Source organism: Streptomyces sp. KMM 9044 (genome assembly GCF_024701375.2).
Lineage (GTDB): Bacteria > Actinomycetota > Actinomycetes > Streptomycetales > Streptomycetaceae > Streptomyces.
The window spans coordinates 3822029-3848213 of the sequence record NZ_CP113910.1; the positions used below are offsets into that span (position 1 = coordinate 3822029).

Annotated in this window: 22 protein-coding genes and 2 pseudogenes; 12 read left to right on the top strand and 12 right to left on the bottom strand. The window is 71.5% G+C overall.

All coding sequences use genetic code 11. The features are described from left to right. Window positions 1-24: 24 nt before the first annotated feature. From HUV60_RS17255 to HUV60_RS17265, 3 genes are read left to right on the top strand one after another with little or no spacing between them, the layout of a single operon-like run. Window positions 25-1080, top strand: coding sequence for an NTP transferase domain-containing protein (locus HUV60_RS17255; protein ID WP_443047322.1), 1056 nt, complete (start codon window positions 25-27; stop codon window positions 1078-1080). Next, a complete protein-coding gene (locus tag HUV60_RS17260; RefSeq protein ID WP_257850416.1) occupies window positions 1077-2561 on the top strand; it encodes a molybdopterin molybdotransferase MoeA in 1485 nt (494 codons plus the stop codon). The genes HUV60_RS17255 and HUV60_RS17260 overlap by 4 nt, the downstream gene beginning before the upstream one ends. After that, a complete protein-coding gene (locus tag HUV60_RS17265) occupies window positions 2558-3652 on the top strand; it encodes a potassium channel family protein (protein WP_257851646.1) in 1095 nt (364 codons plus the stop codon). The genes HUV60_RS17260 and HUV60_RS17265 overlap by 4 nt, the downstream gene beginning before the upstream one ends. A 117-nt stretch (window positions 3653-3769) precedes the next feature. Here HUV60_RS17265 and HUV60_RS17270 read toward each other — a convergent pair whose 3' ends face one another. Both HUV60_RS17270 and HUV60_RS17275 read right to left on the bottom strand, forming a co-directional pair. After that, window positions 3770-4621 carry an ABC transporter permease gene (locus HUV60_RS17270; protein ID WP_257850415.1) on the bottom strand — a complete coding sequence of 284 codons (852 nt, stop codon included), beginning with the start codon at window positions 4619-4621 and terminating at the stop codon, window positions 3770-3772. Next, window positions 4618-5637, bottom strand: a complete 1020-nt coding sequence (locus HUV60_RS17275) for an ATP-binding cassette domain-containing protein (RefSeq protein WP_257850414.1) — start codon at window positions 5635-5637, stop codon at window positions 4618-4620. Before HUV60_RS17275 ends, HUV60_RS17270 begins: the two co-directional genes overlap by 4 nt. Window positions 5638-5854: 217 nt before the next feature. On the opposite strand from HUV60_RS17275, the gene HUV60_RS17280 reads away from it, so the two are divergent. Further along, window positions 5855-6835, top strand: a complete 981-nt coding sequence (locus HUV60_RS17280; RefSeq protein ID WP_257850413.1) for an NAD(P)H-quinone oxidoreductase — start codon at window positions 5855-5857, stop codon at window positions 6833-6835. 50 nt (window positions 6836-6885) lie between these two features. On the opposite strand, the gene HUV60_RS17285 is transcribed toward HUV60_RS17280, so the two are convergent. Continuing rightward, window positions 6886-7626, bottom strand: coding sequence for a hypothetical protein (locus tag HUV60_RS17285; RefSeq protein ID WP_257850412.1), 741 nt, complete (start codon window positions 7624-7626; stop codon window positions 6886-6888). 194 nt (window positions 7627-7820) lie between these two features. Here HUV60_RS17285 and HUV60_RS17290 point away from each other — a divergent pair, with 194 nt between their 5' ends. Next, on the top strand, window positions 7821-8369 hold the full coding sequence (locus HUV60_RS17290) for a bacterial proteasome activator family protein (RefSeq protein WP_257850411.1): 549 nt from the start codon (window positions 7821-7823) through the stop codon (window positions 8367-8369). Window positions 8370-8456: 87 nt separating this feature from the next. On the opposite strand, the gene HUV60_RS17295 is transcribed toward HUV60_RS17290, so the two are convergent. Next, complete coding sequence (locus HUV60_RS17295) at window positions 8457-10121, bottom strand: protein kinase domain-containing protein (RefSeq protein WP_257850410.1); 1665 nt, start codon at window positions 10119-10121, stop codon at window positions 8457-8459. Window positions 10122-10479: 358 nt separating this feature from the next. Between HUV60_RS17295 and HUV60_RS17300 the strand changes: the two genes are divergently transcribed. After that, window positions 10480-12084, top strand: a complete 1605-nt coding sequence (locus HUV60_RS17300; protein ID WP_257850409.1) for a protein kinase domain-containing protein — start codon at window positions 10480-10482, stop codon at window positions 12082-12084. 104 nt (window positions 12085-12188) lie between these two features. Here the strand turns inward: HUV60_RS17300 and HUV60_RS17305 are convergent, their stop codons facing one another. Next, window positions 12189-13220 (bottom strand): phosphotransferase, encoded by a 1032-nt coding sequence (locus tag HUV60_RS17305; RefSeq protein ID WP_257850408.1) that lies wholly within the window; start codon window positions 13218-13220, stop codon window positions 12189-12191. Between the two features lie 450 nt (window positions 13221-13670). Between HUV60_RS17305 and pdhA the strand changes: the two genes are divergently transcribed. From pdhA to HUV60_RS17320, 3 genes are read left to right on the top strand one after another with little or no spacing between them, the layout of a single operon-like run. Then, a complete protein-coding gene (pdhA, locus tag HUV60_RS17310) occupies window positions 13671-15002 on the top strand; it encodes a pyruvate dehydrogenase (acetyl-transferring) E1 component subunit alpha (protein ID WP_257850407.1) in 1332 nt (443 codons plus the stop codon). A gap of 1 nt (window position 15003) precedes the next feature. Continuing rightward, the gene (locus HUV60_RS17315; RefSeq protein ID WP_257850406.1) at window positions 15004-15981 is read left to right on the top strand and encodes an alpha-ketoacid dehydrogenase subunit beta; all 978 of its coding nucleotides are present in this window, start codon (window positions 15004-15006) and stop codon (window positions 15979-15981) included. A 15-nt stretch (window positions 15982-15996) separates the two neighbouring features. Beyond that, a complete protein-coding gene (locus HUV60_RS17320; RefSeq protein ID WP_257850405.1) occupies window positions 15997-17475 on the top strand; it encodes a dihydrolipoamide acetyltransferase family protein in 1479 nt (492 codons plus the stop codon). Between the two features lie 23 nt (window positions 17476-17498). On the opposite strand, the gene HUV60_RS17325 is transcribed toward HUV60_RS17320, so the two are convergent. Then, a complete protein-coding gene (locus tag HUV60_RS17325; protein WP_443047323.1) occupies window positions 17499-17894 on the bottom strand; it encodes a hypothetical protein in 396 nt (131 codons plus the stop codon). Between the two features lie 226 nt (window positions 17895-18120). Beyond that, a complete protein-coding gene (locus tag HUV60_RS17330; protein ID WP_257850404.1) occupies window positions 18121-19020 on the bottom strand; it encodes a D-alanyl-D-alanine carboxypeptidase family protein in 900 nt (299 codons plus the stop codon). 494 nt (window positions 19021-19514) lie between these two features. Between HUV60_RS17330 and HUV60_RS17335 the strand changes: the two genes are divergently transcribed. Both HUV60_RS17335 and HUV60_RS17340 read left to right on the top strand, forming a co-directional pair. Beyond that, entirely contained in the window at window positions 19515-20168 is a 654-nt protein-coding gene (locus HUV60_RS17335; RefSeq protein ID WP_257850403.1) for a GntR family transcriptional regulator, read from the top strand. After that, window positions 20165-21472, top strand: coding sequence for an MFS transporter (locus HUV60_RS17340; protein ID WP_257850402.1), 1308 nt, complete (start codon window positions 20165-20167; stop codon window positions 21470-21472). Before HUV60_RS17335 ends, HUV60_RS17340 begins: the two co-directional genes overlap by 4 nt. A gap of 78 nt (window positions 21473-21550) precedes the next feature. On the opposite strand, the gene HUV60_RS17345 is transcribed toward HUV60_RS17340, so the two are convergent. Beyond that, window positions 21551-22375 carry a maleylpyruvate isomerase family mycothiol-dependent enzyme gene (locus HUV60_RS17345; protein WP_257850401.1) on the bottom strand — a complete coding sequence of 275 codons (825 nt, stop codon included), beginning with the start codon at window positions 22373-22375 and terminating at the stop codon, window positions 21551-21553. Between the two features lie 217 nt (window positions 22376-22592). Here HUV60_RS17345 and HUV60_RS17350 point away from each other — a divergent pair, with 217 nt between their 5' ends. Continuing rightward, entirely contained in the window at window positions 22593-23411 is an 819-nt protein-coding gene (locus tag HUV60_RS17350; RefSeq protein ID WP_257850400.1) for a carbon-nitrogen family hydrolase, read from the top strand. A gap of 31 nt (window positions 23412-23442) precedes the next feature. Here HUV60_RS17350 and HUV60_RS17355 read toward each other — a convergent pair. The 4 genes and pseudogenes from HUV60_RS17355 to HUV60_RS17370 form a co-directional block, all read right to left on the bottom strand. Beyond that, window positions 23443-23823, bottom strand: a pseudogene (locus HUV60_RS17355) (TetR/AcrR family transcriptional regulator); the annotation flags it as partial. A 1-nt stretch (window position 23824) separates the two neighbouring features. Continuing rightward, a pseudogene (locus HUV60_RS17360) lies at window positions 23825-24339 on the bottom strand (LURP-one-related/scramblase family protein); the annotation flags it as partial. A 31-nt stretch (window positions 24340-24370) separates the two neighbouring features. Then, entirely contained in the window at window positions 24371-24619 is a 249-nt protein-coding gene (locus HUV60_RS17365; RefSeq protein ID WP_257850399.1) for a DUF6458 family protein, read from the bottom strand. Between the two features lie 146 nt (window positions 24620-24765). After that, window positions 24766-26064: a M18 family aminopeptidase gene (locus HUV60_RS17370; RefSeq protein ID WP_257850398.1), complete on the bottom strand. Its 1299-nt coding sequence runs from the start codon at window positions 26062-26064 to the stop codon at window positions 24766-24768. Window positions 26065-26185: the final 121 nt, after the last annotated feature.

Sequence of the window (26185 nt, forward strand, 5' to 3'; positions counted from 1 at the left end):
CGCGGGGGCACGCATACTCGGGGGGTGACCGAGTACGAGCTCCCGGGTGCCCCCGGAGCCGCTGGCGACCGCACCCGTGACCGCGACCCCGAGCCGGGCCGGGCGGCACCCGCCGCGTACGACGAATCCGCCGCGCACTCGCCGTTCCCCACACCCGCCGCGCCCCTCGTCCACGACGCCCTCGTGCTGGCCGGTGGCGGTGCCCGGAGGCTCGGGGGCGCGGACAAGCCCGGGGTGCGGGTGGGCGGCCGGGCACTGCTCGACCGGGTGCTGGCCGCCTGCTCCGGCGCCCGCACCACCGTGGTCGTGGCCGACCCCCGGCCCACCTCCCGGCCCGTGTCCTGGACCCGTGAGGAGCCGCCGGGCGGCGGACCGCTCGCCGCGCTCGACGCGGGGCTCCGGCTGAGCACCGCTCAGTATGCCGTACTGCTCTCCGCCGACCTGCCGTTCCTCGACGGCCCCACGGTCGACGAGCTGCTGACCACCCTGCGCACGAGTACGGCCGACGGGGTTCTGCTGACCGACGGCGACGGCCGGGACCAGCCGCTCGTGGCCGCGTACCGGACGGCTGCCCTGCGCCGCGGACTGGCCGCGCTCACCGAGCGCCACGGCGCGTTGGCCGGGCTGCCTCTGCGCCGGCTGACCGGCTCGCTCGACCTCACCCGAATCCACGGCCCGGAGGCATCGTTCGACTGCGACACCTGGGACGACATCGCCGCCGCCAGAGCACGCATCAGGGAGCATGGACACGTGTTGGATGAATGGATTTCCGCAGTCAAGGACGAGCTGGGCATCGAGCTGGACGTCGACACCGGCCTCCTCCTCGACCTCGCCCGTGACGCCGCCCACGGTGTGGCCAGGCCGGCGGCGCCGCTGACCACCTTCCTCGTCGGCTACGCGGCGGCCCGCGCGGGCGGTGACCGGGAGGCCGTCGCCGAGGCCGCGCGCAAGGCCGCCGCCCTCGCCGTCCGCTGGGCCGACGAGGACACCACCGACGCCGCGTCCGCGCAGCCCGCAGACAAGCAGCCCGACGCCTCCGCCGCCGACGCAGCCCCCGGTGCGCGCCCGGACGCCGAATGAACACGCCCGATGCCCGGGCCGACAAGGACACCGGGACCACCGACGACGCCGAGGATTCCGACGACCTCGACGTCGAGGAAGCTCTCGCCCTCGTGAACGACACCTCCGGCCGTACCTCCGGTGGCCCCGCGCACGCACGCTCCCCCCGCAGGGGCGGAACCCGGCCCGCCGCGGACGGTCCGAGCCCCGCCACCCGTCACCACCCGCGCCACTCCCTTTCGTGGACCGAGGCCCGTGACGTCGCCGAGCGTGCGGCACGCCAGGGCACCGGCAGCCGGTCCACCCACCGCACCCCGGTCCCCGTGCCGCTCGACGCCGCCCTCGGTCTCACCCTCGCCGCCCCTCTCACGGCCCTCACCGACCTGCCGTCCTTCGACACCTCGGCCATGGACGGCTGGGCGGTCTCCGGCCCCGGGCCCTGGGCCGTACGGGAGAAAGACGTCCTCGCCGGGTACGCCGAGCACCCGCCGCTCACCGACGGTGAAGCCGTCCGTATCGCCACCGGGGCCCGCGTCCCCCCGGACACCACCGCCGTCCTGCGCAGCGAACACGGCCGCACGGACGACAACGGCCGGCTGCACGCCATCCGGCTCCGAGCCGCCACCGCAACCCGGTCAGGGGGCGCACCCCACGCCGGGCCCGCCTCCGCAGTCGCGCACGGGCAGGACATCCGCCCCCGCGGTCAGGAGTGCCGCAGCGGCGACCAGTTGCTGTCCGTCGGCACCCTGGTGACCCCGGCCGTGCTGGGCCTCGCCGCGGCTGCCGGATACGACACGCTCAGCGCTCTCCCCCGCCCCCGCGTCGAAGTCCTCGTACTCGGTGACGAACTGCTCACCGGAGGCCTTCCGCACGACGGACTGATCCGGGACGCCCTCGGCCCGATGCTGCCGCCCTGGCTGCGCGCACTCGGCGCCGAGGTCACCGCCGTCCGCCGGGTCCGCGACGACGCGCGGACGCTGCACAAGGCGATCACGAAGTCCGACGCCGACGTCGTCGTCACCACCGGAGGCACCGCCGCGGGCCCGGTCGACCACGTTCACCCGACGCTGCGCCGCATCGACGCCGAACTCCTCGTGGACGGAGTCGAGGTGCGCCCCGGCCACCCCATGCTCCTGGCCCGCACCAAGGAGAACCAGTACCTCGTCGGTCTGCCGGGCAACCCCCTCGCCGCGGTTTCCGGGCTGCTCACGCTCGCCGAGCCCTTGCTGCGGACTCTCGCGGCCCGCCCGGCACCCGAGCCGTACACGATGCCGCTGCGGGACGCCGTCCACGGGCATCCACACGACACCCGGCTCATCCCGGTCGTCCTGCGCGGTGACGTGGCCGGGCCGTTGCACTACAACGGTCCGGCCATGCTGCGCGGCATCGCGGCGGCCGACGCCCTCGCCGTCGTCCCCCCGGGTGGTACGCGACCCGGTCAGGAGGCGGAACTGCTCGACCTGCCCTGGGCGTCCGGAGGAATCGGGGTGTGTTTCACGTGAAACTTCCGGGCCAGGACGCCATTGCCCGCCAGGCGGACGAGCATCTGGTGACCCATCGGGTGAAGCTGCCGAGGAAGGTGGTCGAGCACCCGATCCGCCAGGTCACCAAGCGGCTGTCCATGGCGTTGCTCCTCCTCGTGGTCACGGCGTTGATCGTGTACATCGACCGCGACGGCTACACCGACAACTCCGACGGCCCTCTCGACTTCCTCGATGCCTTCTACTACGCGACCGTCACGCTCTCCACCACGGGGTACGGCGACATCACCCCGGTCAGTGACGCCGCCCGGCTGACCAACATCCTCGTCATCACGCCGTTGCGTGTGATGTTCCTGATCATCCTGGTCGGCACCACCCTCGAAGCCCTCACCGAACGCACGCGGGAGGAGTGGCGACTGAACCGCTGGAGGTCCACGTTGCGTGATCACACCGTCGTCGTCGGGTTCGGCACGAAGGGCAGGTCCGCGATCAAGACCGTCTGCGCGACGGGGCTCCGCAAGGAGCAGGTCGTGGTCGTCGACCCGAGCAGCAAGGCGATCGAGGCCGCCGCGGCCGACGGATACGCGGGTGTCATAGGGGATGCGACGCGCAGCGAGGTGCTGAAGCGGGCCGAGGCCTACCGGGCGAAGCAGATCATCATCGCCACGCAGCGCGACGACACCGCCGTGCTGGTGACACTGACGGCCCGTCAGCTCAACCGCGGCGCGAAGATCGTGGTCGCGGTGCGCGAGGAGGAGAACGCCCCGCTGCTGAAGCAGTCGGGTGCCGACGCGGTCATCACCAGTGCCAGCGCGGCCGGCCGGCTGCTCGGTCTGTCCGTGCTCAGCCCCGCGGCCGGCAGGGTGATGGAGGACCTCATCCAGCAGGGCACCGGTCTCGACATGATAGAACGGCCGGTCATAAAGGCCGAGGTGGGCAAATCGCCGCGGCAGATCGACGATCTGGTGGTGAGCGTTCTCCGAGGGCACCGGGTGCTCGGCTACGACGACGAGCACGTCGGGACGCTCGAGCTGACGGACCGGCTGATCACCATCGTGCGGGCGACGCCGGGCACCCCGGTCACCCCCGACATCCGTCCGCTCCACGACTGACGCCGCCGGGACGTTACGAGAAACACGAGAGATCACAAGAGGCCGCGAGGAACAACGCGGAGTCCCCGGGCACCCGGCCCGGGGACTCCGCGTTTCCGCCCGCCTCGCCGGTCCGCGTCACTTGCGGTTGTAGAGCCGCATCGTGACCGGCCCGAAGACCAGGACGAACAGGGCGGACCACCCCAGCGACCAGGCGACCTCGTCGGCCGGCCAGTCCCCCGCCATCAGTTCGCGCACCGCGGACGCGAGGTGCGTGACAGGACTGTTGTTGACGAAGGCCTGGAGCCAGCCCGGCATGGTGCCTGGGTCGACGAAGACGTTGGACAGGAAGGTGAGCGGGAAGATCACCATCATGCTGACGCCCATCACCGACTTCTCGGTGCGCAGCATCAGCCCGAACATCGTCCAGATCCACGAGAACGCGAACGCGAAGACCACCAGCAGCGCGATCCCGGCGAGTACACCGGCGACCCCGCCGTCCGGCCGGTAGCCGAGGATGATGCCCACGGTGAGCATCACGACGGACGCGATGGTGTAGCGCAGGGCGTCGCCGAGCAGATAGCCGACCATCGTCGAGGGCCGCCAGATCGGCAGGGTGCGGAACCGGTCGAAGACGCCCTTCTCGATGTCCGTGTTGACCGAGACACCGGTGTACATCGTGATCATCACGACCGACATCACCAGGATGCCCGGCAGCAGGAACTGGATGTACTCCGTCGGCGAACCGGCCAGCGCCCCGCCGAAGAGGTACGTGTACATCAGCACCATCATGATCGGGAACGCGGTGACGTCGAAGAGCTGCTCCGGCACATGCTTGATCTTGAGGATCGCGCGCCAGCCGAAGGTCAGGGAGGCCGACCACGCGCTGGGCCGTGGCGGACGCTCCTTGGCGACCAGCAGCTCGGCGAGGGAGTCGGTGCGGACCGGGGCGAGTTCTGTGCTTTCGGTGGTCGTCGTCACGGTACTCATGCCGCCACCTCGTCCTTCGGGTTGTGGGAGTCGGCGGAGCCGGTCTGGGTGTCGTGGCCGGTGAGGGCGAGGAACACCTCGTCCAGGCTCGGCTGGCCGAGCGAGAAGTTGTCGACGGTGACGCCGGCCGCGGCCAGTTCGTTCAGGGCGCGGGCGGCCTGTTCGGCGGCGGTGTCCTGGCTCGCGGCCGCGCCCAGGCGGGCGGTGAGCGTCACCGGGTCGGGCTCGGGCTGCACCGTCACGTCGAGCAGGCGGCGCAGCAGATCCGCGGCGAGCGGCCGTTGATCCGGATCGCGCAGCCGCAGATGGACGGTGCCGGCGCCGACGGAGGCCTTCAGTTCGCCCTTGGTGCCCTCGGCGATCACCTTCCCGCGGTCGATGACGGCGATCCGGGACGCCAGCTGGTCGGCCTCGTCCAGGTACTGCGTGGTCAGCAGCACGGTCGTGCCCTGGGCGACCACCGCGCGCACGATGTCCCACACCTGGTTGCGGCTGCGCGGGTCCAGGCCGGTCGTCGGCTCGTCGAGGAACAGCAGGTCGGGGGTGTTGAGGATGGACGCGGCGATGTCGATACGGCGCCGCATGCCGCCCGAGTAGTGCTTGACCTGCTTCGCCGCCGCGTCCGTCAGGCCGAACGCCTCCAGGAGCTGGGCGGCACGGGTGCGGGCGGCCGGTTTGTGGTGGCCGAGCAGCCGGGCCAGCAGAATCAGGTTCTCGGCACCGGTGAGGTCCTCGTCCACGGACGCGTACTGCCCGGTGAGGCTCACCAGGCCGCGCACCGTGTCGGCCTCGCGCACGATGTCATGGCCGAAGACACGGGCGTCGCCGCCGTCCGGCCTCAGCAGGGTGGCGAGCATCTTCACGGTGGTGGTCTTGCCGGCGCCGTTCGGTCCGAGGACGCCGTACACCGTCCCGGCCGGTACGGCGAGGTCGACCCCGTCGACGGCCCGGGTCTCACCGAAGGTCTTGACCAGGCCGGCGGTCTCGATCGCCAGGCCGGACGTCTGCGTACTCATGCTTCGGGTCCTTCCATGTGCTTCCAGGTGCTGGGGCTACGCAGGGAGAGACCTTCACCGTCGCGCAAATTCATCGCTCCCGCACATGGTTTTCCCGCGAACCGGTCCAACGACGGACCCCGCCCCCGTCCATGGACCCAGGCCGGCCCCGGGCCGGACCCAGACCCGCCCTCGCACCTGAGCCGCCCACGGTCCGGCCAGGGGTAGCGTCGTTCTCATGTATGCGATCACGATTCCCGAACCCGGTGGGCCCGAGGCGCTGGTGTGGGAGAAGGTCCCCGATCCCGTTCCCGGCGAGGGCGAAGTGCTGGTAGAGGTGGTGGCCGGCGCCGTCAACCGTGCCGACATCATGCAGCGACAGGGTTTCTACGACCCCCCGCCCGGTGCCTCCCCCTACCCCGGCCTGGAGTGCTCCGGCCGGATCACCGCACTCGGTCCCGGGGTGACCGGGTGGGCGGTCGGTGACGAGGTGTGCGCGCTGCTCGCGGGCGGCGGCTACGCGGAGCGGGTCGCCGTCCCGGTGGGCCAGCTGCTTCCCGTCCCCAAGGGGCTCGACCCCAAGCAGGCGGCGGCACTCCCGGAGGTCGTCTGCACGGTCTGGTCGAACGTCTTCATGGTGTCCCATCTCCGCCCCGGCGAGACACTGCTCGTGCACGGCGGCTCCAGCGGCATCGGCACCTTGGCGATCCAGCTCGCCAAGGCCGTCGGCGCCAAGGTCGCCGTCACGGCCGGTACGAAGGAGAAGCTGGAGCGCTGCGCCGAGCTGGGCGCCGACATCCTGGTCAACTACCGCGAGCAGGACTTCGTGGCCGAGCTGGAGCAGGCCACCGACGGCGCCGGCGCGGACGTCATCCTCGACAACATGGGTGCCAAGTACCTGGACCGCAACGTCAAGGCCCTCGCCGTCAACGGTCGGCTCGCGATCATCGGCCTGCAGGGTGGTGCCAGGGGCGAGCTGAACATCGGCGCCCTCCTGAGCAAGCGCGCCGCCGTCAGCGCGACCTCGCTGCGCGCCCGGCCGCCGGCGGAGAAGGCGGCGATCGTCGCGGCCGTACGGGAACACGTCTGGCCGCTGGTCGACGGCGGCCATGTCCGCCCCGTCGTCGACCGTGAGATCCCGATGCCGGACGCGGCCGCCGCCCACCGGGTCGTGGAGGCCAGCAGCCACATCGGCAAGGTGCTGCTGATCGCGCCGTAGGACTGCCGGATGCCGGATGCCGGATGCCGGATGTCCGTGGGCCCCGGGCCTCAGCTCCGCCGCAACCTGAGGCCCGCGAACGCCAGCCCCAGCCCGAGCCCCATCAGGACGAGTCCGCTGCCCAGCGGCAGGATGCGCAGCATGGGCTCGGCGGAGCGCCCGGTGCCGGTGGCGGCGTTCGCCGCAGGCTGCCGCGACACCTCGGAGGGCACCACGGGGGAGGTCTCCCGGGACTGGGCCGCGTCCGGGGCGGACCCGGTGTCCGCCGCGTCGGCATGGGCCTTGCCCGGGTTCTCGGGGACGCCGCTCACACCGTCGCCGGTGTCGCGTCCGCCGTCGCCCGGTCCGTCGTCCCGTCCGTCCCACGGGCCGGCCTTCCCGGCCTCTCGGGGACTCTCGGGCCTCTCGCTTTGTTCCTCCGCTGCGGGCACCTCCCGCCCCGGCCGCTTCCGTCCTTCCCCGGGGCGGCTGCCGGCCCTGGAGGGTTCCGCGGAGGGCGAGAGCGACGGCTTCTCGGCCGAAGCGGGAGCCGAGCGGAAGGGCGGGGGAACGGAGGAGGCGGAGGAAGGGCGCGTGGTCGCGTGGGAAGGCGCGTCGGGCGGCCCGCCCAGCACCTCCTGGCGCCCGCCCGCCGCCCCGTCGGCTCCGTACGCCACCGACGTACCGAAGGACGCCGCGACAGGGCTGTACGGCATCATCACCCCCGCCCCCGTCATCACCCCGAGCACGACACCCGCTCGCAGGGCGAGCCCCGCCCCCGTCGCCCCCGTTACACGTAGCCATGAAGTCACGAGGTGACCTCCCGCGCCGGCCGGTGCCCGTTCGCACCGTCGGCAAGATGGGCCGGATGGACCCCCACAGGCTCGCATTACCGTGTGCACCCGGCATTTCGGATTCCTCCACTCAGGGGGGCGGCCGGGGGAGCGGCCCGGGGGCGGTCAGGGGGCCTCGGAGGTGTGCGGCGGGTGTGCGAGAGAATGGTCGTATGGAGATGCCGAGGAATGAACGGTCGCCGGACAATCCGCAGGTTCTGGTCGTCGGCCAGGACGGCATGGCGCTCGGTGGGGGCACCGGGGACGGGGACGAGGACTCCCGCGAGGTCCCGGTGACGGATCAGGTGGAGCAGCCCGCGAAGGTCATGCGGATCGGCAGCATGATCAAGCAGCTGCTGGAGGAGGTGCGCGCGGCTCCTCTGGACGAGGCCAGCAGGGTCCGGCTCAAGGAGATCCACGCCAGCTCGGTGAAGGAGCTGGAGGACGGGCTCGCGCCCCAACTGGTCGAGGAGCTGGAGCGGCTCTCGCTCCCCTTCACGGACGAGGCGACCCCGAGCGACGCCGAACTGAGGATCGCGCAGGCCCAGTTGGTGGGCTGGCTGGAGGGCCTCTTCCACGGCATCCAGACCACCCTCTTCGCCCAGCAGATGGCCGCGCGCGCCCAGCTGGAGCAGATGCGCCGGGCCCTTCCGCCGGGTGTCGGTGACGGCGGCCACGAGGACCCCCCGATGGGCGGCCGCTCGGGCGGCCCCTACCTGTAGTCGTCCGCGTTCCCGCCCCGCTGCGGCAGGAACAAGCCAAAGGGGCCCGGCACCGAAGCCGGGCCCCTTTCGTACGTCCTTGTGTACTCAGGCGTTCGGCGGGTTGCCCGTGGAGACGTCGAGCTGGATCTTGGGCATGTCCTCGGGGTCGACGTCCGTGCCGGCGGCGGGGAACTGGTTCATGACCGCGCCTTCGCCGTAGGTGTTCTCGTCGACGGTGCGCACCTCGAGGTCCCAGCCGGCGGCCTGGAAGCACTCCTTGACCGACCTGATGTACTTGAACTTCAGCTTCGGGACCTGGACCTTGTCCTCGTCGTTGTAGGACTCCTGCGGGTCCGTGCACTCCTCCGGGTCGATCGTCTTCGTCGTGTCGGGCCCGCGGTGGCCGGACACCTTGGACGCCGACACCGAAGCGCCGACGCCCGGGTCGCCGCCCCTGTTGTCCTCGTCACCGCCGCCGTTGGCCAGCAGGGCCGCGAGCAGGCCGCCGACGGCGAGGACGGACACGGCGATCGAGCCGATGATCACCGGCTTGTTGTTCCTGCCGCCGCCCGGTCCGCCCGAGCCCGAAGCCCGGGGCGTCAGGTTGTACGGCGGCGGCGTCGACGGACCGCCCTGCTGCGCGCCGTAAGGGGAATGGGGTGTCGCGTAGCCAGCCTGCGGGGCGCCCTGCTGCGGATAGCCGTACGCCGAGGGGGCCGGGGCGCCGTACGGGTTCGGGGTGTGGTGCTGGGGCGGGACCGGTGCGTACGGGGTCTGGACGCTGCCCGGGGCCGCCTGCGCCGACTGGTCGATGGGCGGGAACACCGCGGAGCCGACGCCCGCGCCGCTCTGCCCGTGCGCTCCGGGGACGATGCTCGGCGGGGCCGCCTGGAAGGACCGGCTCACCCGCAGGCACTCGCCGCGCATGGCCTCGGCGCTGGGGAAGCGCTCGTTCGGGTTCTTCTTCAGCGCGCGGGCGATCAGCGCGTCCACGGCCGGGGGCAGCGCGCGGTTGACCGAGGAGGCGAGCGGCGGCTCCTCCTGTACGTGCGCGTACGCGATGGCCAGCGGCGAGTCGGCGTCGAACGGAAGCCGTCCGGTGACCAGCTGGAAGAGCATGATGCCGACCGAGTACAGGTCGGAGCGGGCATCGACGCCCCGCCCGAGCGCCTGCTCGGGCGAGAGGTACTGCGGGGTGCCGACGACCATGCCGGTCTGCGTCATCGACGTCACGCCGGACTGCATGGCGCGGGCGATGCCGAAGTCCATCACCTTGACCACGCCGCGCTTGGCCGTCATCACGTTGCCCGGCTTGATGTCCCGGTGGACCAGGCCCATCTCGTGGCTGATCTCCAGGGCGGCCAGCACGTCCGCGGTGATCTTCAGTGCCTTGTCGGCGGGCATCGCGCCCTGCTGCCGCACGTCCTCGTCGAGCACGGAGCCGAGCGGGCGGCCCTCGACGTACTCCATGACGATGTACGGCGTCAGCATGCCCTCCACATCGTCCTCGCCGGTGTCGAACACCGAGACGATGTTGGTGTGCGTGAGCTTCGCCACGGACTGGGCCTCGCGGCGGAAGCGTTCGCGGAAGGCCTGTTCCCTGCCGAGTTCCGTGTGCAAGGTCTTGATCGCGACCTGACGGTCGAGCACGCTGTCGTACGCGAGGTGGACCGAGGCCATGCCGCCCTGGCCGAGCAGGTCCCGAAGTTGGTAGCGGCCGCCTGCGAGCGCCCGCCCCGCGTTGTGGTCCTGTGCGCCGTCCTGGCTCATGTTCCGCGTCCCCCGTAGCCTCTCCGGCGCTGCCGTCGGCGACCGATTCCTCGTAGATCCCATGCGCTATTCCCGGCCAAGTCTGCCCGAGGCCACGGACACGTCAAGCGTGGGGCCCGTTCCGTGACCGTACGGGACAGAAGAGTCGCGGAAGCGTTACAGGGGGCGGGAGCCCGGGCCGCCACCCGGCGTACAGAATTTGCACGACGATACGGACTACGGGTTTCATGGCCGGTCCGTCTCGTGCCGGTCCGGGCATCCCGTCCCGGACCGGAGGTCGGCGCGGAGGCTGTAGCGTGGCCGACGGAGACCGTGACAACACCGCGCGCACCGCGGGCAGAAACGACGGCGAGGACTGATGGCACAGCAGCAGCGCGCCCAGGGCCCGTCCGACCCCGAGGCGACTGGCGGCGGCATGTCGGACGCGCCGGACAACTGGGGTAACGGCGGACTTGTGGGCGACGGCCGTTACCGGCTGACGCACAGACTCGGCCGGGGCGGCATGGCCGAGGTGTTCGCCGCCGAGGACGTGCGCCTCGGACGTACGGTCGCCGTCAAACTGCTGCGCGCCGATCTCGCCGAGGACCCGATCTCCAAAGCGCGGTTCACCCGCGAGGCGCAGTCGGTGGCCGGTCTCAACCACCACGCGATCGTCGCCGTGTACGACTCCGGTGAGGACGTCGTGGGCGGCCAGTCCGTGCCGTACATCGTCATGGAGATCGTCGAGGGCCGCACGATTCGCGATCTCCTGCTCAACGCCGAGGCGCCCGGTCCCGAACAGGCGCTGATCATCGTCTCCGGCGTCCTGGAGGCGCTGGCCTACTCGCACCAGCACGGCATCGTGCACCGCGACATCAAGCCCGCCAACGTCATCATCACGCACAACGGTGCCGTGAAGGTGATGGACTTCGGCATCGCCCGCGCGCTGCACGGCGCGTCCACGACGATGACGCAGACCGGCATGGTCATGGGCACCCCGCAGTACCTCTCGCCCGAGCAGGCGCTCGGCAAGGCCGTCGACCACCGGTCCGACCTGTATGCGACCGGCTGCATGCTGTACGAACTCCTGGCACTGCGGCCCCCGTTCACGGGCGAGACGCCGCTGTCCGTGGTCTACCAGCACGTGCAGGACACCCCCACGCCCCCGTCGGAGGCCTCGGACGGCAGTCCGCCGGAGCTTGACGGGCTTGTCATGCGCTCACTCGCCAAGGATCCGGACGACCGGTTCCAGACGGCCGAGGAGATGCGCGGACTGGTCCAGTACGGGCTGCAGATGCTCTACGACCAGGGCGGCCACACGGGCACCTGGAACACCGGCCCGGTCGACATGCACGACGGCCGGCACACCCCGGCGGCGGGTTTCGCGGGCACGGCCGCGATGCCGCACCCGGACGCCTCCGGTACCGCGGCCATCCCGAAGCCGATCCTGCCCAACCGGTACGGCGGAGGGGACGACGGCGGCTTCGAGGGCGGCGACAACCGGGGCGACGGCCGCGGCAAGCTGTGGATCCTCGCGGTGCTCGCGGTGATCGCCGTCGTCGCGGGTGTCGCGCTGGCGCTGAGCGGCGGCGACAGCGAGGGTGACAAGAACCCGACCGAGTCGCCTTCCTCCTCGCAGACCACCGAGGAGGAGAAGCCCAGTGAGACGCCGACCGAGACCGAGACCGAGACCGAGGAGCCGGAGGCGCCGAACACGGACACCGGCACCGGCAGCGGTTCCGGTGGTGGTGGCTACGTCCCGTCGTACGACCCGGCTCCGACACCGACGCAGAGCGAGACGGAGACAGAGGAGCCGACGGGCGACCCGACGGACGTCCCGACGACGCCGACCGAGACCGAGACCGAGGAGCCGCCGGAGACGGGCGGCAGTGAGGGCGGTGCGGCCGACGGCGGCGGTGAGGGCGGTGCGGCCGACGGCGGCGGTGAGGGCGGTGCGGTCGACGGCGGGATCACCGGCGGCTGACCACCGGTCACGGACCACGAGGCGGGCCCAGAGCCCGCCGCCCCACCCCGCGCGGAGCGCGTCCGCGCGGGGTGACGTCGTGAACGGGCCGCCGGGCACCCGCCTCACGCGGTGAACGCCGCGCGCACCGCGTCGTACTCCCGGGTCCACCACACCACCAGCGCGGCCGTGGCCGGGAACTGGGGATCCGCGCGGGTGTCGCCGCGCTCGTAGTGCCAGCGGAGCATCCAGAAGTCGTTGAGTCGTTCCCACCACACCCGGTGCACCGCCGCGGCGAGTTGGGCGGGCGTGGCTTCCGCGCCGCGCCGGTACGCGCGGGCGTAGGACCGTACGCGGGGCAGGTCGAGGGTGCCCGAGGGCCGGACGAAGAAGATCGCCGCGGCGCGCACGGCCTCCTCCGCGCGGGGCCGCACACCGAGCCGGTCCCAGTCGACGATCGCCGCGGGCGCGTCCCCCCGGTACAGCACGTTGAACGGGTGGAAGTCGCCGTGCACCCACCCCACCGCGCCCCCGCGCGGAGGACGCCGGTCGGCGTGCCGCTCCAGGAGGGTCCGCCGTTCCAGGAGCCGGCGGCGGGCGAGGGCGTCGAAGGAGTCGACGGGACGGTGCCGGCGGACGCGGCCGAGCAGGTCGTCGATGAGGGTGAGGGTGCCGGCCGGATCGGCGCTCTCCGCCGGAGCGCCGTGGGTTCGCGCGTGGGCCGGCATGACGCGTTCCAGACCGGCGTGCACTGCCCCGAGCAGTGCCCCGAGCCGTGCGCACTGCCCCGGTGTGAGCTGCCCGCCGTGCCGGTGCCGACCGTCGATCCAGGGGTGCAGGGCGTACGCGTGGCCGCCGACCACGGCGACCGTGCGCCCGTCCCGGGCGGGCAGCGGCGGGGCCACCGGCACGCCCAGTTCGGCCAGGCTCCGGGTGGCCCGGTGCTGGCGGACGATCGCGGCCGGATCCGCGGTCTCGGGGTCGAAGTGATGCTTGAGGAAGTAGCGGCCGTGGGTCGTCCGCAGGCGGTAGCCGCGGTTGAGCAGCCCTTCGTCGACGGGTTCGCAGGTCACCGCGGAACCGGCGGAATACCTGCGCAGCAGGGCGCCCAGAGGGGGCGTGCAAGGAACAGGGGGTGGTACACGTAAGCACGACACGCGCCAGATGCTAGGGCACCGCGCGAGGCCGTGAGCTGGGCGTTGTCGCATTAAGTCATTTCCGGTCGCACTGTGTGCTCGATCTGCCGCCGGGCGGGTGCCCGGGCGCGGGACACGACCCTTCCCGTGTCCGGGGTCTCCGGGATAACGTGCCGGTGCTCCGGCCTCCTGCAAGGCTGTGACCAGCGCGCCTTTCCCGCCTTTCCGATTTACTTGGAAATCCAAGCAAAATCGCAGGTCAGGAAGGGTTTCACAGAAATGTGGCGCACTGGGTAACGTGCTATTTGCAGGTCGCTCGCCGGGGCACCTGTCACGCCTGTTCCCGGCCGGGCGGCACCCACCCCGTGCCCGTGGTCGAGAAGAGGTGAGCCTCCCCCAGGCCTCGACGCGCTGGAGGGGGACCCCAGACCTGCCGGCAACCCCGGGGGTCGGACCGACGGAGGAGCACACGTGACCGTGGAGAGTACTGCCGCGCGCACACCGCGACGCGGCGCCGGAAGCGATGCCGGCGCCACCGGCACCAAGCGCACTACCGACACCACCGGCACCACCGCCAAGAAGGCGACCCCGGCGAAGAAGGCGACCCCCGCCAAGAAGGCGACCCCCGCCAAGAAGGCGTCCACGGTGAAGAAGGCCACCGTCGCCAAGAAGGCCCCGGCGGCCGGGAGGACCGGCGGCGCGAAGCCGCAGAGCGTCGCCGAACCCGGCCTCCTCCAGCTGCTGACGCCCGAGGGCGAGCGGGTCGAGAACGCCGAGTTCGACCAGTACGTCTCCGGCGTCACCCCGGAGGATTTCCGCGGCCTGTACCGCGACATGGTGCTCACCCGTCGCTTCGACGCCGAGGCCACCGCGCTCCAGCGCCAGGGCGAGCTGGGCCTGTGGGCCTCGCTGCTGGGCCAGGAGGCGGCGCAGATCGGCTCCGGGCGCGCGCTGCGCGACGACGACTACGTCTTCCCGACCTACCGCGAGCACGGCGTCGCCTGGTGCCGCGGGGTGGATCCGACCAACCTGCTCGGCATGTTCCGCGGCGTCAACAACGGCGGCTGGGACCCGAACGGCAACAACTTCCACCTGTACACGATCGTCATCGGCTCCCAGGCGCTGCACGCCACGGGCTACGCGATGGGTGTCGCCAAGGACGGCACGGACAGCGCGGTGATCGCCTACTTCGGCGACGGCGCCTCCAGCCAGGGCGACGTGGCCGAGGCCTTCACCTTCTCCGCGGTCTACAACGCCCCGGTGGTGTTCTTCTGCCAGAACAACCAGTGGGCGATCTCCGAGCCGACCGAGAAGCAGTCCCGCGTTCCGCTGTACCAGCGTGCGCAGGGCTTCGGCTTCCCGGGCGTACGGGTGGACGGCAACGACGTGCTGGCGAACCTCGCCGTGACCCGGTGGGCGCTGGAGCGGGCCCGCGCAGGTGAGGGGCCGACACTGATCGAGGCGTTCACCTACCGCATGGGTGCCCACACCACCTCCGACGACCCCACCCGCTACCGCCACGACGAGGAACGGGTTTCCTGGGAGGCCAAGGACCCGATCCTGCGCCTTCGCCGTTACCTGGAGTCCGCACACCACACGGACGAGGGATTCTTCGCGGAACTGGAGACCGAGAGCGAGACGTTGGGCAAACGAGTGCGCGAAGCGGTCCGCGCCATGAAGGACCCCGACCACTTCGCCATCTTCGAGAACGTCTACGCGGACGGACACGCCCTCGTCGACGAGGAGCGGGCCGAGTTCGCCGCGTACCAGGCGTCGTTCGCGGACGCAGACGGGGGTAAGTGACATGGCGGAGAAGACGGCTCTGGCCAAGGCGATCAACGAATCGCTGCGCCGCGCCCTGGAGGAGGACCCCAAGGTCCTCGTCATGGGTGAGGACGTCGGCAAGCTCGGCGGTGTGTTCCGGGTGACGGACGGACTGCAGAAGGACTTCGGCGAGAGCCGCGTCATCGACACCCCGCTCGCCGAGTCGGGCATCGTCGGCACCGCGATCGGCCTCGCCCTGCGCGGCTACCGTCCGGTGGTCGAGATCCAGTTCGACGGTTTCGTGTTCCCGGCGTACGACCAGATCGTCACGCAGCTCGCGAAGATGCACGCGCGGTCGCTGGGCAAGGTGAAGCTCCCGGTCGTCGTGCGCATCCCCTACGGCGGCGGCATCGGTGCGGTGGAGCACCACTCCGAGTCCCCGGAGTCGCTGTTCGCGCATGTGGCGGGCCTGAAGGTGGTCTCGCCGTCGAACGCGTCGGACGCGTACTGGATGATGCAGCAGGCCGTCCGGAGCGACGACCCGGTGATCTTCTTCGAGCCCAAGCGGCGCTACTGGGACAAGGCCGAAGTCAACACCGAGGCGATCCCCGGCCCGCTGCACACCGCGCGCGTGGTCCGCGAGGGCACCGACCTGACGCTGGTGGCGTACGGCCCGATGGTGAAGCTCTGCCAGGAGGTCGCGGACGCGGCCGCCGGGGAGGGCCGCTCCCTGGAGGTGCTGGACCTGCGCTCGGTCTCCCCGCTCGACTTCGACTCGATCCAGGCGTCGGTGGAGAAGACCCGTCGTCTGGTCGTCGTCCACGAGGCACCGGTGTTCTTCGGTTCGGGCGCGGAGATCGCCGCGCGGATCACGGAGCGCTGCTTCTACCACCTGGAGGCCCCGGTCCTTCGGGTGGGCGGATACCACGCCCCGTACCCGCCGGCCCGCCTGGAGGAGTCCTACCTCCCGGACCTGGACCGGGTGCTGGACGCCGTCGACCGCTCGCTGGCGTACTGAGAGGGGGAGAGAGCCATGACGACGACACAGACGCCCGTGCGTGAGTTCAGGATGCCCGACGTGGGCGAGGGACTGACCGAGGCCGAGATCCTCAAGTGGTACGTCCAGCCCGGTGACACGGTCACCGACGGCCAGGTGGTGTGCGAGGTCGAGACGGCGAAGGCGGCCGTGGAGCTTCCCATCCCCTATGACGGGGTGGTCCGCGCACTGCACTTCCCCGAGGGCACCACGGTGGACGTGGGCACCTCCATCATCGCGGTGGACGTCTCGGGGGGCGCGGCCCCGAAGACCCCCGCCGAGCCGGCCGCCGAAACCCCGGCCGCCGCCGAGCGGCCGGCTGAAGCCGGGCCGACGGCGGCGGTCGGCTCGGGCCGCCAGCCCGTACTGGTCGGCTACGGCGTGGCGACGTCCTCCACGCGACGCCGCCCCCGCAAGGCCGCCCCGGACCTCCCCGCCCAGCAGGCGGCAGCCTCCGCCGTACCGGCGGAACTGAACGGCCACGCGGCGGTACCCGTACCGGCACCCGAGCCCGCTCCCGCTCCTGAGCCCGCACCGGTCGCCGGAGGGCAGCGCCCGCTGGCGAAGCCGCCGGTGCGCAAGCTGGCGAAGGACCTCGGCGTCGACCTGGCGACGGTCACCCCGAGCGGCCCGGACGGCGTCATCACCCGCGAGGACGTCCACGCGGCGGTGGCCGCCACCGGGGCCGGTCCCACGGCACCGGAGCCCGGGGCACCCGCCCCGGCAGTCCCCGCCGCTCCCGCCTCCGTGCCGGCTCCCGCGTCGTACGACACCGCTCGCGAGACCCGCATCCCGGTCAAGGGCGTCCGCAGGGCGACGGCGGCGGCGATGGTCGGCTCGGCGTTCACGGCGCCGCATGTCACGGAGTTCGTGACGGTGGACGTGACGCGGACGATGAAGCTGGTCGAGGAGCTGAAGCAGGACAAGGAGTTCGCGGGCCTGCGGGTGAATCCGCTCCTGCTGATCGCCAAGGCTTTGCTGGTCGCGATCAGGCGCAACCCGGACGTCAACGCGTCCTGGGACGAGACGGCCCAGGAGATCGTGGTCAAGCACTACGTCAACCTGGGCATCGCGGCGGCCACCCCGCGCGGTCTGGTCGTCCCGAACATCAAGGACGCGCACACCAAGACGCTGCCCCAGCTCGCCGACTCCCTGGGCGAGCTGGTGTCCACGGCCAAGGAGGGCAGGACGTCCCCGGCCGCGATGCAGTCGGGCACGGTGACGATCACCAACGTCGGCGTCTTCGGCGTCGACACGGGCACGCCGATCCTCAACCCCGGCGAGTCCGCGATCCTCGCGGTCGGTGCGATCAAGCTCCAGCCGTGGGTCCACAAGGGAAAGGTGAAACCCCGTCAGGTCACGACCCTGGCCCTGAGCTTCGACCACCGCCTGGTCGACGGCGAACTGGGCTCCAAGGTCCTGGCCGACGTGGCGGCGATCCTGGAACAGCCGAAGCGGTTGATGTCCTGGGCGTGAGGGCCAGGAACCGAATAGGTTCGTCACAGGAGGGGCGCCGCGAGTCGGAGTTGCGGCGCCCCTCCTGCCGTGTCCGGGCCCAGACCTGATGGAGCACGTACACCGGAGCGCCGTCCCGGCCCGGCCCCGCCCCGCGAGCGAGTGCAGGCGTGCTTGCACAGCAGCCGGAGGCATTCATTGACACGGCGTACGGGGATCCCCGTACGGGCGGCGATCGACTCCAGCGGCTCGCGCAGCTCACCCTCTTCGACGAGCACCGGGGCGATCACCACGGCCACCGCCCACACGTCCCCGGTCACGGACAACCGTTGCCGCCAGTCGGCCAGCACCGACTCGGTGGTGGGCAGCGCGGTGAGGTGGCCATGGAGCGTCCGACGTTCGAGGACGAGGGTGTCGAACCGGTCTGCGATACGTTCCATCGCCCGGACCGCGGCCTGTTGCACGGCGAGGGCGGCCTGTCGCGTGGCCGGCGTCTCCCTGTGCAACGCGATCGGTTCGCGCTGCCCGCCGACCGGTTCCCCGTCCAGTCGGAGGTTGTGCGCTTCCAGTTGGACGGGGGCATCCAGGCATGGGAAAGGGGCCCACCGGGATCGGTGAGCCCCGTGACGACCCGCGTAACTTCGTACCTTCGTACCTTCGAGAGGATCAGATCTTGCCGAAGCCGTAGTTCATGATCTTCTTGGTGTCCGTTTCGCGCTGGACGGACCCCGTCGAGGCCAGGACCGTGCCGATGACCGTCTTGCCGTTGCGCGTCGCGGCGAAGACCAGGCAGTACTTGGCCTCCGGGCCCGAGCCGGTCTTCACGCCGGTCGTGCCGCTGTAACTGCTCAGCAGCCCGTTGGTGTTGGTCCACGGCGCCATCGTGCGGGTGCTGCCCGTCTTCGTGACGGTCTTCGCCGTGTACTTCTTCGTCCTGACGATCGCGCGGAAGTCGGCGCTCTTCATCGCGCTGCTGGCGATCTTCGTCAGGTCGCGCGGCGTGGAGTAGTTCTTGCCCTTGCCGATGCCGTCGAACGAGTCGAAGTTGGTGTTCTTCAGGCCCAGTTTCCTCGCGTCGGCGTTCATCTTGCCGATGAAGGACTTCACGCGCGCGGCCCGAGTCGAGCCGGTGCCGAACTTGTCGGCCAGCGCGTACGCCGCGTCGCAGCCGGACGGCAGCATCAGGCCGTACAGCAGTTGGCGCACGGTGACCTTGTCGCCGACGATCAGTCGTGCGGACGACGCGTTGTTCGCCACGATGTAGTCGCTGTAGGCCATCTGGATCGTGACCTTGGCGTCCAGGTTCAGGTTCTTCTGCGCGAGCACGACCTTCGCGGCCATGATCTTCGTCGTGGAACCGGTCGAACGCCGGGTGTCCGCGGCCTTGGTGTAGAGGGACTTGCCGTTCGCGTTGTTCATCACGAAGCCGCCCTTGGCGGCGATCGTGGGCACGGTGGCGGCCTGCGCGGGTGCCGCGCAGAGGGTGCCGGAGGCCAGCACGGCGCCGGTGGTCACCGCGACGCCGACGGCTCTGCGGACCCGGATGCCTTGAATGCCGATGTTCAACTGAATACCCCGATTGCGTCGAATGTCCCGTTGTTGTGGCCGACTTGAGGCGCGACCCGGAGGGGCCGCACGAGTCTGACGCACACCCGGCGCGGATGGTTGTACGGGAAGGCCGGGACTGCTTTCGGGGTTCGCATCGTGGACGGGGCGCGGTTCGTCGTGCCGGGGCCCCGGACTGCTGCTCGCCCTCCCCCGCCCCGCCGAGGTGGCGGCGGGCCGGAGTGGCGGTACTCGTACCGGTCCCGGCCCGCCCCGCGTACGGCGGTGTGCTCTGTCGAGCAGCGCGCGGGCCCGGCCGTACGGGAGCCGGGCGAAGCCTTCGAACCGGCCCCGCAGCTCGGGGAACGTCAGCCACCCGTCAAGGCCGACGAAGGCTTGACGCACGATCTGACCTGGATGTCCCAGGCCTTCGGTCTCGCGTGAACCGCCCGCGCGGCCGGTCCGGATGACGGACGGATGCGTCCATGCGTACGTGTTGTATCTATCCTGTCGGCATGAGTTCGGTCCCCGTGAAGCAACCCCCCGCCGCCGATCGCGTCTACGCCCATGTCAAACAGGGTGTCCTGGAGCGCCGTTACGAGGGCGGCACGCTGCTGACCGAGGGGGAGCTGGCTGACGCCGTCGGGGTCTCGCGCACACCGGTGCGCGAGGCGCTGCTGCGGCTGGAGGCCGAGGGGCTGATCCGGCTCTACCCGAAGAAGGGCGCCCTCGTTCTGCCCGTCTCCGCGCAGGAGATCGCCGACGTCGTCGAGACCCGGCTGCTCGTCGAGGAGCACGCGGTGCGCAAGGCCGTCCCCGCGTCCCCGGGGCTCATCGAGCGGCTGGAGGCCCTGCTCGCCCGGCAGAAGGAGCAGGCCACCGCCGGTGACTTCGCCGCCGCGTCCGTCACCGACCGCTGTTTCCACGCCGAGATCGTCCGCAGCGGCGGCAACGAGATCCTCTCCCGTCTCTACGACCAGCTCCGCGACCGTCAGCTGCGCATGGGAGTAGCCGTCATGCACTCGCACCCCGACCGCATCGCCAAGACCCTCTCCGAGCACCGGGAGATCCTCGAGGCGCTGCGCTCGGGGGACCCGGACGCGGCCGCCGAGGTCGTGGGCCGGCACGTCGGCTGGTTCTCCCACCTGGCCCGGGGAGAAGTGCGATGAGCGGTACCGGAGTTGCGGGTGCCCTGCCCGTGGACCCCCCGGGCGGGCGGCGCGCCCTGGTGATGTGGGGGATCGGCGTCTCGGTCTACTTCGTCGCCGTCACCTTCCGTACGTCCCTGGGCGTGGCCGGCCTCGACGCGGCCGACCGCTTCGGCGTCAACGCCTCCGCCCTGTCCACCTTCTCCATCCTCCAGCTGCTGGTCTACGCGGGCATGCAGATACCCGTCGGCCTGCTCGTCGACCGGCTCGGCACCAAGAAGGTGCTGGGCATCGGCGTCGTGCTGTTCACCGTCGGGCAGCTCGGCTTCGCCCTCTCCCCGTCGTACGGCATGGCGCTCGCCTCCCGCGCCCTGCTCGGCTGCGGGGACGCCATGACGTTCATCAGCGTGCTGCGGCTGGGCGGCCGGTGGTTCCCGGCCCGGCGCGGGCCGCTGATCGGGCAGTTCGCCGGGCTGGCCGGCATGGCGGGCAACCTCGTCTCCACCCTGGTCCTGGCCCGGCTGCTGCACGGCGTCGGCTGGACGGCCGCCTTCGGGGGCAGCGCGCTCGCCGGTGTCGCGGTGTTCGTCCTGCTCGTCCTGTTCCTGAAGGACCACCCCGAGGGCCACGAGCCCGGACCCGTCCCGCACCGGGGCGCCGCCTACGTACGCCGGCAGATCGCCGCCTCCTGGCGCGAACCGGGGACCCGGCTCGGGATGTGGGTGCACTTCACGACGCAGTTCCCGGCGATGGTGTTCCTGCTGCTGTGGGGCATGCCGTACCTCGTCGAGGAGCAGGGGCTGTCCCGGGCCGCCGCCGGTGAGCTGCTCACCCTCGTGGTGCTGTCCAACATGGTCTTCGGACTGGCCTACGGCCAGGTCATCGGGCGTCATCACGGCGCGCGGCTGCCGCTGGCCCTCGGGACGGTGGGGGCGACGGCCCTGCTGTGGGCCGCCACGCTGGCCTACCCGGCCGAGACGGCGCCGATGTGGCTGCTCGTGATGCTGTGCACGGTGCTGGGCGCCTGCGGACCGGCCTCGATGATCGGCTTCGACTTCTCCCGTCCGGTGAACCCGCCGGAACGGCAGGGCACGGCGTCCGGCATCACCAACATGGGCGGTTTCATCGCGTCCATGACCACCCTGTTCGCCGTCGGCGTCCTGCTGGACGCGACCGGCGGGGACTACGGCGTCGCCTTCACCGCGGTCTTCGTCCTCCAGGCCCTCGGGCTCACCCAGATCCTGCGGCTGCGCGGGCAGGCGGCGCGCAGGGAACGGGAACGGCTGGTCGCCAGCCGGGTGGAGAGCGTGCACGTGCCGGTGTAGGGACGCGGGAGTGCCCGGGGCGGGAGCGCCGGGTGCCGGCCATCGCACCCGCGCCTCCCGCTGCCCACACCGGTACACCTAGGGCGTCACCGCGAAGTGGCGCAGGATCGCCGCCGCCAGGTCCGGGTCGCCCTCCGTCTTCACCCGGCCCGACATCGCGTCCGGCGTCACCCGGCCGCAGGCCAGGCGGACGTACGTCTCCCAGTCGAGGACGAGGGTGACGGCCGGGCCGAGGGCCGGGGCGGTCTCCAGCGTGCCGCGGCCCTGGATGTCGACGCGGACGGTGCGCAGGAACTCCACGGGGCCGTGGACGTCGATGACCACGGCCGAGCTGCGCGGTGCCTGGGCCTTCTCGGCGACCACCCGCGGCAGCTCGGCGAGCAGCACGTCGCGGGCGATGTGCGCGCCGGGGGAGTCGAGGTTGCCGGGGCGGCCGAGGGCCGTCCGCAGGTCCTGCTCGTGCACCCACACGTCGAACGCGTGCCGGAGCATGGACTCCTCCAGCGTGAGCTCCGAACCGAGCGGGCCGCGCACCGTTCTGCCCGGCTCACGCGACTCGTTCCGCAGCTGGCGGCTGCGGCGGATGACGACGTACTCCAGCTCGGAGGTCATCTCCGGTGCCGTGTGGTGGCGGCGCACGTCGACCTGGATCTCCGCGTAGCGCTGCCGGTCGTTGGTGACGTGGAACAGGTCGCGCGGCAGGGTGTGGATGGGGCGGGGGTCGCCCAGCATCTCGGTGTCCAGTCCGATGACATGGGAGACCACATCGCGGACCGACCACCCCGGGCACGGCGTCCGCCGGTTCCAGTCGGCCTCCACGAGCGGCTGCACCAGCTCGGATATCGCCTCGACGGAGTGGTTCCAGGCGTCGGCGTAGGGCTGGAGGGTGGGATGCAGACTCACGGAACGGGACCCCTCGGCGGTCGGTACACGGGCGGTTGCGGCGGCGGTGCCAGTGGGTGGTGGCTGCACTCGGCGGGCGTCTCGGGACTCCCCCGGTTCTCGGCTACGCTCGAACCGGGAGGGCCCCCAAGTTACGCTGCGGTGAGGCACCCCGGCAGTGCTTTCGTGTGACGATCGTAGGCCGTGCCGACGAGTCGAATGCCAGGACGGTGGTATTGTGCGCGCTTCGTTGCTCCAAGTCGCCGTGAACGAGGGTGAATCGGTCGAATCCCGTCGGCGCAGGGTCGCCGCTCTGGTGCGGGAGCAGGCCGGAGCCGACCTCGTCGTCCTGCCGGAACTGTGGACGACCGGCGCGTTCGCCTACGAGGACTTCGCGCACGAGGCGGAAGCCCTCGACGGGCCGACCCGCGAGGCGATGGCCGCGGCCGCGCGCGACGCGGGCGTATGGCTGCACGCGGGATCCGTCCCGGAGCGGGGCCCCGCCGGCGGCGCTCCCCCGGTGGGTGACGGGCCGCTCCACAACACCTCGCTCGTCTTCTCCCCCGCCGGCGACCTGGCCGCCGTCTACCGCAAGATCCACCGCTTCGGCTTCGACGAGGGCGAGGCCGTGCTGATGAGTGCGGGCGACGCGCTGGTGACGGTGGAGCTGCCGCACACCACGCTCGGTGTGGCGACCTGCTACGACCTCCGCTTCCCCGAACTCTTCCGCGGTCTGGTCGACGCCGGGGCCGAGACGCTCGTCGTCCCGGCGGGCTGGCCGGACCGCCGCCGGTCCCACTGGACGCTGCTGGCGCAGGCGCGCGCCGTGGAGAACCAGGCGTTCGTCCTCGCGTGCGGAACGGCCGGGACCCACGCCGGAGTTCCGCAGGCGGGTCACTCGATCGTGGTCGACCCGTGGGGAGAGGTGCTGGCCGAGGCGGGCCCGGGCGAGCAGGTCCTCACGGTCGACTTCGACCCGGCAGAGGTCGCGAAGACCCGCGACCGGTTCCCGGCCCTCAAGGACCGCGTCCTCGGCCTGGACCGCCCGCACCGCTGAGCCCGCGCCCCGGTACTGCTGAGGGCCACCCGTCGGCCGTCATGGCGCGGTGAACACGCTCACGGAGCAGGGCGCGACGCTGCTCGTGCAGTTCGGGGGGCTCCTGCGCGGTCGCCGCGTAGACATTGCTGACCGGTGACCACGCCATCGACATGGCGACAACCATGGACATCACGTCGAACGGGTCTCCGTGGCGTACCAGGCCGACGGCCTGGGCCTCGGCGACGGCGCGCAGTTTGCGGTCGTCGAGGCGGTCGGGGTCGTCGACCAGGTGGCCGGCCGGGCGTCGCTCCGGGCGTGCCCAGGTGGCCAGCCGGATGAGGTCGGGGCGGCGGAGATACTCGCCGTACAGGCGTACGGCCCAGTCCGCGAGGTCGGTGGCGTCGATCGGGACGACGTTCACGATCCGTTCCCACCGCGATCAGCAGCGCCGGGTCCGCGTCGTCCCGTACGACGTCGACGCCGTACGTCTCCCGAATGTGCCGCCAGCGCCGTGAGACCACGGCGAGCAGCTCACCGTCGTATTCCACGGCGAACTCACGGTCGAGGATCTTGCCGCTGACGTCCAGCTCGGTGCCGTCCCTCAGGGCGACCCGGTAGTGGTTGCGCGGCAGGGAGAGCCGCTTGCGCCGGATCGTCGCCAGATCCTCGTCGTCGCCAGATCCTCGCCGTCCCGCTCGATCACCATGGTGTCGCGCAGGGCGAACATCTTCTTGCGGATGTCGATGAGGACGCGGCCCTGGACGTCCTTCAGTTCGAACGTGTCCCGCAGTCGCATGGCCTTGCCGTCGACGAGGAAGATCTTGTTGCCCCGGTCGTCCTCGATCCAGTAGTCGTCACCGATCCCGAGGATCCGGTCGCGTACGAGGAATCTCGTGACACCAGGGGTGCCCTCTCTCCCGTGTGCCGACGCCGCCGCTGGGCCGATTGCCGGGGCCCGGGCCGGGCCCGACGCCCCGTCAGACCCCGTACCCGTCGCTGTAACCGTCGCGGCTGCGCGGACGGGTGTCGTCGACGACCGGTGTGGCGGGCGGTACGACGATGCGCCTGCGCCGCGCGATGCTGCTGAAGGTCGCCACACCGATCAGGCCGACGATCATGAGGATGATGCCGACCAGGTCAAGGTTGACCCCCTGCATGTCCCAGTCGGTCGCGAAGGTGAGGATCGCCCCTGCGGCGATCAGGATGATGCACCCTCCGAGTCCCATGAGTGCCGCCTTCCTGGCCGGTGCTTCCGGCTCTTCCCCGGTCCTTCCGGTTGCTTCCGGGTACCCGGGCAGTCATCACTCATGCGTCGGAGGCGAGTTGACCTCCTGCCGGAGGAGGCGGGCGTCCGGCAGGAGGTCGGCCCGCTCTAGCTGTTCAAGAACGCCGTCAGTGCGTTCGCCAGCAGGAACGGGTCCTTCGCTCCGCACAGTTCGCGCGCGCTGTGCATCGACAGGATGGCCACGCCGATGTCGACGGTCCTGATGCCGTGCCGGGCCGCGGTGATCGGACCGATGGTGGTGCCGCACGGCATGGAGTTGTTGGAGACGAACGACTGGAAGGGCACACCCGCCTCCTCGCAGGCCGCCGCGAACACGGACCGGCCCGAACCGTCCGTGGCGTAGCGGTTGTTGACGTTGACCTTGAGGATCGGGCCGCTGTCGACGCGCGGGTGGTGCGTGGGGTCGTGCCGCTCCGCGTAGTTGGGGTGGACGGCGTGTCCGGTGTCCGAGGAGAGACAGACGGTGCCGGCGAAGGCGCGCGCCCGGTCCTCGTACGAGCCGCCGCGGGCGAACACCGAGCGTTCCAGCACGCCGCCGAGCAGCGGTCCGTCCGCACCGGTGTCGGACTGGGAGCCGTTCTCCTCGTGGTCGAAGGCGGCGAGGACGGGGATGTGGGGCAGATCCGCCCCGGCCGCGGCGGACGCCGTCAGCGCGGCCGTTCCGGCGTGCACGGACAGCAGGTTGTCCATGCGCGGGCCGGCCAGCAGTTCCTCGTCGCGGCCCAGGTACGCCGGCGGTTCCACGGAGTGCACCATCAGGTCCCAGCCGGTGACCTCGCCGGACGGGACCCCGGCGGTGTCCTCCAGGAAGGCGATGAGGTCGCCGTCGCGCACGTCCTCACCCAGGCCCCAGACCGGCTGCATGTGGCGCTGCTTGTCGAGCTTGAGGCCGTCGGCGTTGACCGAGCGGTCCAGGTGGACGGCGAGCTGCGGGACACGCAGCAGCGGACGGTCGACGTTCACCAGCCGGGTCGATCCGTCCCGCAGGGACAGCCGGCCGGCCAGGCCCAGGTCGCGGTCGAGCCAGGAGTTGAGCAGCGGGCCGCCGTAGATCTCCACGGCCACCTGGCGCCAGCCCTGTGTCCCGCTGTCGGGCCGTGGCTTCACCCGCAGGTTGGGGGAGTCGGTGTGGGCGCCGACGATCCGGAACGGCGTGTGGGGGGCCGCGCCCTCGGGCGCGTACCAGGCGACGATCGCGCCGCCGCGCAGTACGTACCTGCCGCCGGCCGTCCCGTCCCAGGCGTCCGTCTCCACGACCTGCCGGAAGCCTGCCTTCTCCAGCCGCTCGGCGGCGTTCGCCACCGCGTGGTAAGGCGTGGGTGAGGCGGCGAGGAAGGTCATCAGGTCGTCGGTGTGGCCGCGGTCGAAGCGGGGGGGTTCGCTCATGGGTTCAACCTTAACGAGGGCGAGGGCCCGCTTCCCTGTGCGGAAGCGGGCCCTCGTACGGGCTCGGACGGTTCCCGGACGGTCTCGGAGGGAATCTCGGACGGGATCTCCTCCGATCCCG